General features: G+C 71.6%; 3 protein-coding genes and 1 pseudogene. 2 read left to right on the top strand and 2 right to left on the bottom strand.

Annotated elements, in window-relative coordinates:
- Positions 1-115 precede the first annotated feature (115 nt).
- Positions 116-2,647 (bottom strand): RICIN domain-containing protein, encoded by a 2,532-nt coding sequence (locus ACFU7Y_RS38125; RefSeq protein WP_380771098.1) that lies wholly within the window; start codon positions 2,645-2,647, stop codon positions 116-118.
- Here ACFU7Y_RS38125 and ACFU7Y_RS38130 point away from each other — a divergent pair.
- A complete protein-coding gene (locus ACFU7Y_RS38130; protein WP_374120086.1) occupies positions 2,552-2,770 on the top strand; it encodes a DUF4913 domain-containing protein in 219 nt (72 codons plus the stop codon). The two genes, ACFU7Y_RS38125 and ACFU7Y_RS38130, sit on opposite strands and share 96 nt — an antisense overlap.
- A 488-nt stretch (positions 2,771-3,258) precedes the next feature.
- Here ACFU7Y_RS38130 and ACFU7Y_RS38135 read toward each other — a convergent pair whose 3' ends face one another.
- Positions 3,259-5,457, bottom strand: a complete 2,199-nt coding sequence (locus ACFU7Y_RS38135) for a M4 family metallopeptidase (protein WP_380771099.1) — start codon at positions 5,455-5,457, stop codon at positions 3,259-3,261.
- Between the two features lie 571 nt (positions 5,458-6,028).
- Between ACFU7Y_RS38135 and ACFU7Y_RS38140 the strand changes: the two are divergent.
- Positions 6,029-6,124 (top strand): annotated as a pseudogene (locus ACFU7Y_RS38140) (IS5/IS1182 family transposase); the annotation flags it as partial.
- Between the last annotated feature and the right edge of the window lie 6 nt (positions 6,125-6,130).

A 6,130-nucleotide genomic window follows, 5' to 3' on the forward strand; every position in this document is an offset into this window, starting at 1 on the left:
GGCGGCCGCGGCCCGGCGCTCGGGTCGGGCGACGTCGGGACCGTGGCACCGGGCTGCCGGGCTGCCGGGCCACGATCCTCGGGCGCGCGGCCCGCGGTCGGTCGGAGGTGCCTGGTTACGTGGTCTTCAGGAGCGACCAGTTCTGCTGCGGCCGGCCGTTCGCCTGCTGCAGCTCCAGCAGCCAACCGCCGTAGTACCAGCGGGTGCTGAGGCCCAGCACGAGCGAGCCGCCGTCCGCGGTGACGGTGAACCCGCCCTCGACGGCGTTGAGCTGCCACTTCTGCGCGGCCGTGTCGGAACACGGCTGCTGGGCGACGTACTGACCGGCCACCGGGGCGCCGCCGAGCTGCAGGCACTTGCCGGAGCGCGCGGACTTGATCCGCACCGCGCCGTTCCCGGCGTCCTCGAACTGCCACTTCTGGTTGGCGTAGCCGGTGCGCTGGTAGGCGATGGCCACGGTCCCGTCGTTCATCGAGCTGCCCCACAGGTCGGTGGCCTGCCCGGTCAGTCCGTTGACCATCGTGTAGCGCGTGCCCGGCTGCGGGCGGCCGGCGTCGGTGACCGTGCGGAAGGTGGCGGTGCGACCGGGCGTGCCGACCGCTCCGGCGGCGTCGCGGACGGCCACGGCCACGGTGTACGAGGTGCCGGGGGCGAGACGGACCACGCCGACCACCGTCGAGCGGACGGTGCCGATCGCCTGGCCGTTCAGCAGCACGTCGTAGCCGGCCGCGGCGGGTGCGGCGGTCCAGCTGAGCACGGCGGAGTTCTGGGTGACCTGGCTGACGCTCACCGCGGGGCCGGTGTTGCCCGCCGTGGGGGTCGCGGTCGGCGACGGGGAGCCGGTCGGCGTGGGGGTGGTGCTGCCGGTGGGCGTCGGGGACGGCGAGGGCGTGCGGGTCGGCGTGCCGGTCGGAGTCGGGGTGGGCGTCGGGTTGGGGCCACTGCCGCCACCGGCGATGAGGAAGCGGTTGTTGGCGACGTTCCAGTGCGTGGTGAGGTAACTGCCTGGCGACGGGGAGGTGTTGTAGTAGTCGTCGTGGTTGCAGTCGAGCCGGTCGTCATGGGCGCGGTCCGGGCAGACGGTGCGCATCTGCGGGTAGTCGGGGGCGTCCGAGTAGCACATCACGTCCCACTCGTCGACGCAGTGCCCGGCCTTGCTGGAGTTGGGCGCGCTGTTGTTCACCGCGCCCAGGTTGTGGCCGAGTTCGTGGGCGGCGGTGCTGCCGCTCCAGCACCCGGAGTCGGTCCGGCCGTACGAGGGACCGAAGTTGCTCAGGTTGTCCTGGCCGGGGCGCTCGTCGCCGGCGAAGGTGCCGATCCCGCAGTACACCTTGGCGTCGGTGAACATCATGTACTTGCGGTCCTTGCGGTTGAACCCCTGCGCGGCGAGGGCCCGGTTACTCGCGTTGAAGTCCTGGATCTCGGCGTCGGAGATCTGCACGTTCAGCACCGAGGCGCTGCAGTCGGACTCGGTGACGAAGCGGACGTGCCGTTCGCCGCCGGTCTCCGCGGCGCTGGCGTTGTAGATGACGTCGACGTCGGCGGCCCACTTCTTGAACGAGGCAAGGTACTGGGCGAAGCGGTCGTTGCCCGGGCTGTGGACGTACACCGCCTGGACGCGGTTGCCGCTGCTGCCGTCGCCCTCGCAGACCAGCTTCGACCCGGCGGGCGCGGCCGCTCCGGCCGGGGCAGCGTCCGCGGCGGTGCCGGCGCCGCCGAGCAGTGCCTTCTGCGTGGCGTCCAGGACGGGCGCGGAGCCCTTCAGTAGGTCGGCGGCGGCGGGTGCCTGGGCTCCGGCCGCGGGGGTGATCGCGGGCGTCTGAGCGACCGGGGCCGCGACCGGCGGGACGTCCTGGCGGATGTCCACGCCCTTGGGGGGCACGTCCGGGCCGTGGCTGCACTGGGTGCTGCCGGTGACCTCCAGCGTGCCGCCGCAGCGGTCGCTGCCCGGCAGGCTCAATCCGGCGTAGACCAGGCCGCGTTCGGGCTCGTCCTTGGGTATCGCCTTGAGCGGCGCGGCCTTCTGGTCCCGCTTCGGGGCGGGCGCCTGGGTGGCCCCCTCGGCGGTGCCGGTCTCCCCCGGTCCGCCGTCGTAGCCGACCAGCCCGGCCTGCGTCCCCGAACCGTCGACCCCGTCGGCCGCGGCCGTGACGGCGCTGTTCAGGGCCGCCGGCTCCAGCGCGGTGCGGATGCCGAGCGTTCCCGCCACCAGCCCCGCCGCCACCGCCGCGGCGACCAGGACGCTCCTGCGGGTGAGCCTGCGGCGCTTGCGCCGGCGAAGCTCGGTGCTCCGGTGTCCCATCGCGTTCCTTTCCTCGTGCGATGACCCGGACCCTGTGGTGAAGGGGTCCGGGCCTTCCGACACTCCGGAGAGCACAGGGGACGACCGGCAATAACAGAAACATCTTGCGAAAATATTCAGCGCGTTCGAACCGCGGGCGACGGCGGCGCCGAGCATCGCGCGCAGCGCGTCGCACTTGACGGCGAGCGCGTCCACTGCGGCCTGCTGCTGTTCGGCCGTCACGCAGTGGTCCGGCACTCTCCCGACCACATGGAGCGCGTCATCGGCCGCCTCCACGCCCTGTGGCTCGCCCGGCAGCAGCTCACCACCGCCGAGGCCGGCCACGTCGGCCCCTCCACGTGGCACCGCGACCACCTGGGCCACACCCTGCTCCAACTGCGAGGGCCTGACCGCCGGTTCGCCGTGTGCACTGCACCACCAGCCCGTCGCGGCCGGCCCACCGTCTTCTGTCCACCCCCGACCAGCTGAGGCTCGCCGCAGGAACACCGCTCTCGACTTCGGCCTCGGCAGCCTGTCGCCCACCGGCGATTGCTTCGCCCACCTGCGGAACAACGCCTGGGGAGCGACCTCGACCTCCCGGCACGGCACGACGTCCGGACCGGCGTCACCATCCCGGCCGGCACCACCTACGAGTACCAGGACCTGTGGCTGGCCCTCACCCTCCCCAACTCCCTGATACAGGGGAGTCGTCGTCCACGGTGGCCATGAGCTGACCCTGGCCGTCGGCACCCGTGTCCGAAGGCGGCCCGGAAACGGACGAGCGGGCTCGCCGTGGTACGCGAGCCCGGGAAGGGTGTGGGCGGCCCGGCCCGGCGAGGGAGGCGCCGGTTCCAGCCGGGGGTGGTCCGGAGCCCGGCGACGGACCGTGCCGCAGGTCCATGAGGTGATCCGGTCGGCGAAGTGTGTGTCTTCGCCGGCCGGATGACCTCAGTGGTCGGTGCTCGGTGCGGGCGCGGTCAGAAGATGAGCTTCCAGCCGTCGATGCGGCCCGAGTCGGTGCGGTACATGTCCTGCACCCGCAGCCGCCAGGTGCCGTTGGCGAGCTGGGTGGAGGCGTCCACCGTGTAGGTTTCGATGACGTTGGCGGCCGCGTCGCCGATGTTGCTCTTCTTCAGCGGGTACACGGTGCCGTCCGGGCCGACCAGGTCGACGGCCAGGTCACCGCGCCAGGTGTGCTTGATGTCCACGCCGACCTTGAGGTCGCTCGGTGCCCGGCCCGGGATCCGGTCGACGACGACGTCCGAGAAGACCGCCGGGCCCCCGTCCGGGATCGGCATGGGGGTGGTGTTCGCGAAGATGCCCCGGGAGACCTTCCAGGTGAACGTCGTCGCGATGCTGCTGTGGTGGGAGGCCTTGGCGGTGACGGTGACCGTGTACGTGCCGGCAAGGGCCGGGATGCCGGTGACGCGGCCGGTGACCGGGTGGAGCGTCAGGCCCTCGGGGAGGCCGGCCGCGTGGTAGGTGACGATGCCGGGGTTGAAGTTGACGGCCTTGATCTGGAGCTCGGCGGGGGCGCCGATCGCGGTGATCTGGCCGGCGACGGGGTCCAGCAGGAGGCCGTCGACGACGCGCGGGCCGACGTTGACGGCCGCCCAGGCGTTGGCGGTGTTCATGTAGGTCGTGCTGGTCGGCCCGTACAGGTCGGCGGCGGCCTTCAGGGTGGCGGTGCGGGCGCCCGCGTAGTTGGTGGTCGAGGTCATGTACGTGGTGAGCGCCCGGTACCAGATCCTGGCGGCCGCGTCCCGGCCGATGCCGGTCACCGGCAGGCCGTCGGAGGTCGGGGAGTCGTAGGCCACGCCGTTGACGGTCCTGGCGCCGCTGCCCTCGGAGGCCAGGTAGAACCAGTGGTTGGCCGGGCCGGAGGAGTAGTGCACGTCGACGGAGCCGAGGTCGGACGACCAGTAGTCCCTGGAACGGCCGTCCTTGGAGGGCTTGTCCATGTAGCGCAGCGGGGTGCCGTCGCCCCTGATGTCGATCTTCTCGCCGACCAGGTAGTCGCCCTTGTCCTCGGGGTTGCCCGCCCAGAACTCGATGGCGGCGGCCATGATGTCGGAGGTGGCCTCGTTCAGGCCGCCGGACTCGCCGCTGTAGACCAGGTTCGCGGTGGCGGAGGTGACGCCGTGGGTCATCTCGTGGGCGCCGACGTCGATGGAGGTCAGCGGCTTGACGTTGCCCGCACCGTCGCCGTAGGTCATGCAGAAGCAGCTGTCGGACCAGAACGCGTTGACGTAGTTGTTGCCGTAGTGGACCCGGGTGTAGGCGCCGATGCCGTCGTCCTTGATGCCGTTGCGGCCGTGGACGTTCTTGTAGTAGTCCCACGTGAGTTGGGCGCCGTAGGCGGCGTCCACGGCGGCGGTCTGCCGGTTGGCGACGGTGCCGTCGCCCCACGTGTCGGTCGGGTTGGTGAACAGCTTCCTGGTGGAGCTGGTGCCGTTCAGGTCGTAGGTGCTGTGGCCGCCGCGGGTGGTGTCGGTCATCGCGAAGCCGCCGCCGGTCGCCGAGGTGCCGATCGTGACCTGGCCGGAGTACTTGCTGTTGCCGACGCCGGTCTCGACGCCCTGGTACTCGAGGATCTTCTTGCCGGAGTTCGCGTCGGTGATGACGTGCAGCTCGGACGGCGTGCCGTCCTCCTGCATGCCCGTGACCACCGTCTCCCACGCAAGGCGCGGGGTACCGGACGCCGCCCAGACCACCTTGCGGGCGCTGTCGGCCGCCGGCTGCGCGACCTTCGCACTCCCGGCACTGTCGAGCGCGAGGCCCCTCGCCGCCTCGGCGCTCTCCTCGGCGGTCGTGTCGACGGCGATGTCCGCCTCGGTCGCCTTCGTGACGCCCTGGGTGGAACCGTCCGCGGCAGTGTGGACGACCAGGTCCCCGCCGAGCACCGGCAGCCCGTCGAAGGTCCGCTCGTAGCGGGTGTGCACGCTGCCGTCGGCGTCCTTGGTGACGCCCCTGACGACCAGCGCCTCCCGCGGGCCCAGGTCCAGCGATCTGGCGGTCGCCGCCAGCGACGCGTCCGCAGAGGCCAGCAACTCACCGCGCTGCTCCGGCGACAGCTGCACCGGCAACGCACCGGCAATCGCCCGAACCTCGGCGGGAGCCTGGACGGGGGTCTCGTCGGCGGTGGCGACGCCGGACGTCAGGGCAGTCACGACCATGGCGGCGCTGGCTATCAACGCGCCTGCGGCGGTGGTCTTTCGGAAGGATCGATTCACACTGAACTCCTTCTGCGGCGGCCGTGAGAGTACGGCCGGAGCCAGCCGGGCGACCGAGGGTGACGCCGCCCGGTAGAGCTGGTGGTTCGAGTGGGGGACAGCCTCCATGTGATCGCCGCAGCAGGTGGTGCGCGTGCGACTGCAAGGGCCACTGCGGCGATGGGACGGTACAGTGCCAGCTTTGTTGGGAACCCGTCACCCTTGCTGCAACAAGTTGGCCGAAATGCTGCGCCACAGACGTAATGTCGAGGTAATCCGCCGTCAGTAGCCCGGTAATGCAGGCGAAAAGCAGACCGGAGCCGGGGACGGCCTCACACCGCCCCCGACTCCTCCTCCCACGCTCCCGGACGGGCCCCACCCCCGCCAAGAGCTGTCTCCGCGCCTCCCGGACGGGCCCACACGCCGGCGGGAAGGCGCGGGGCCGCTCCTCGGCGGGCGCGATGAGCCTGTAGTGCGCGTCGTAGCGGTGGTACATGACGTTGCCGCGGCCGGTCACGGCGTCGGTGAAGTCTGCCTGTCCGCCGTGATCGTCGCACTGCGTATGCTCATCCGCCGCGCGGCCCCGCGCTACCGCTGGGATGGCCGCCCCACCACCAAGCGCCTGGAGTAACGCCTA

This window comes from Kitasatospora sp. NPDC057542 (genome assembly GCF_042801945.1).
GTDB lineage: Bacteria > Actinomycetota > Actinomycetes > Streptomycetales > Streptomycetaceae > Kitasatospora.